Origin of the sequence: Shewanella sp. SG41-4, from assembly GCF_014164505.1 — a bacterium.
Classification (GTDB): domain Bacteria; phylum Pseudomonadota; class Gammaproteobacteria; order Enterobacterales; family Shewanellaceae; genus Shewanella.
The window spans coordinates 1-1,899 of sequence record NZ_JACJFI010000503.1; the positions used below are offsets into that span (position 1 = coordinate 1).

Here is a 1,899-nt window from a genome sequence, read left to right on the forward strand (position 1 = left end):
AGTTCAGCCATTTCAAGATCATCAGGAGTTAGAGCAAACATTACGTTTAGCCAAGCTAGCTGCAGATGCTGCCAGTGCGGCTAAATCAGCATTTTTAGCTAATATGAGTCATGAAATTCGTACTCCAATGAACGCAGTGTTAGGCATGTTACAACTTATTCAGCATTCTGATATGAGTCGCCAGCAAATTGATTATGTTACTAAGGCTGAGATTGCTGCAAAGTCATTATTGGGGCTGTTAAATGATATTTTAGACTTTTCTAAAATTGATGCAGGTAAGCTAGAGCTTGATTTACATCCATTTAAACTCGAAACGTTAATGCGCGAATTAGCAGTGATGTTGGCAACCAATGTACACCATAAAAATGTAGAAGTTATTTTTGATTTAGATCCTGCTATTCCTTACTTAATTGAAGGTGACGAGCTTCGTTTGCGGCAAGTGTTGTTAAATCTTGCTGGGAACGCGATTAAATTTACCGCTGAGGGTCATGTTATTGTCAGTGTTCACTGCAATGAATGCACCGCTACTCAAGTGAGCTTAACAATTTCGATTACCGATACAGGGATAGGCATTAGCCCGGAACAAGGGATCAAAATATTCCAAGGGTTTGTTCAAGCAGAATCCTCGACCTCAAGAAGGTTCGGCGGTACAGGGTTAGGACTCGCGATTACTAAACGTTTAGTTGAGTTGATGGGCGGTGAACTAAAGCTGACGAGCCATATTGGTGAAGGGAGTTGTTTTTGGTTTGATTTGACGGTTAATATTGTTGAAGAAAAGAATAATGATGTAGATATTGATTTACAGGGTAAAAATATTCTGCTTGTTGATGACAGTAAGGCGAGTCGTAAAATTTTATCAAAAACCTTAATGGCTCATGGTGCTTATGTTAATCAAGCAAATAACAGTAAACAAGCGATAAATCTTGTTGAGCAAAGCTTAAATGCCACTAACCATTATGATGTCATTATTATGGATTGGAACATGCCCGATAAGAATGGCTTAGAAACGGCCAGTCATATTCAATCAATGTTTACTAAAGATAACGCCCCTGCAATTATTATGTTGACCGCTTATGGCGCAGAGGTAATGGAGCAAACCAAGCAATATAGCCAAAAACCTTTTGTTAATATGCTGACCAAACCTGTGACGGCCAATTTAATGTTAGAGGCGGTTCACCAAGCCATTAATGGTTTAGATCAACCTTTACAACCTAAAAAAATATCCAATATGGTGTTAAAAGATTTCAGGGTATTAGTTGTTGAAGATAACAAACTTAATCGACAAGTTATTGATGAATTATTACGCCTACAAGGTGCGATAGTAACACTCGCTGAAGATGGTATTGAGGGTGTTGATTGTGTGACGAAGTCGAATAATCAATTTGATATTGTTATAATGGATATGCAGATGCCCATTATGGATGGGCTTGAGGCCACCAGACTTATTCGTGCAGATGGCCGATTTAATGATTTACCTATTTTAGCCATGACAGCTAACGCATCGCCTGCTGATAAAGCCTTGTGTCTTGAGGCCGGTATGGATGATCATATTGGTAAGCCAATAGATATGACGCTTTTATTACCTTGTATGCTTAACCTCTTGATACCAACAGAAGATGTTCATAATCATTCTAAAGTTGATAATGTGCCTTTTGAACTAACAGAAGAGTTTGATAACAATGAAGATGATGTGATTATAGAAAATCCTGATTCTATTTTACGTCGTTTTGGCGGTGAAATTGCTTTTTTCATTGATGTGAAACATCATTTTGCATCAGAAATGTCAGAACAATTATTGATGCTTACTCAAGCGTTTGAACAACAAAATAATGCCGCGATCAGTATTATTGCTCATACTATTAAAGGTACCGCAAGCAACCTTGGCGCCAAGCGGCTTGC

General features: G+C 38.3%; 1 protein-coding gene. It reads left to right on the top strand.

Annotation, left to right across the window (positions count from 1 at the left end; all coding sequences use genetic code 11):
* Positions 1–1,899 (top strand): hybrid sensor histidine kinase/response regulator (locus tag H5202_RS21605; RefSeq protein ID WP_182773857.1); only part of this gene is annotated, 1,899 nt, incomplete at both ends.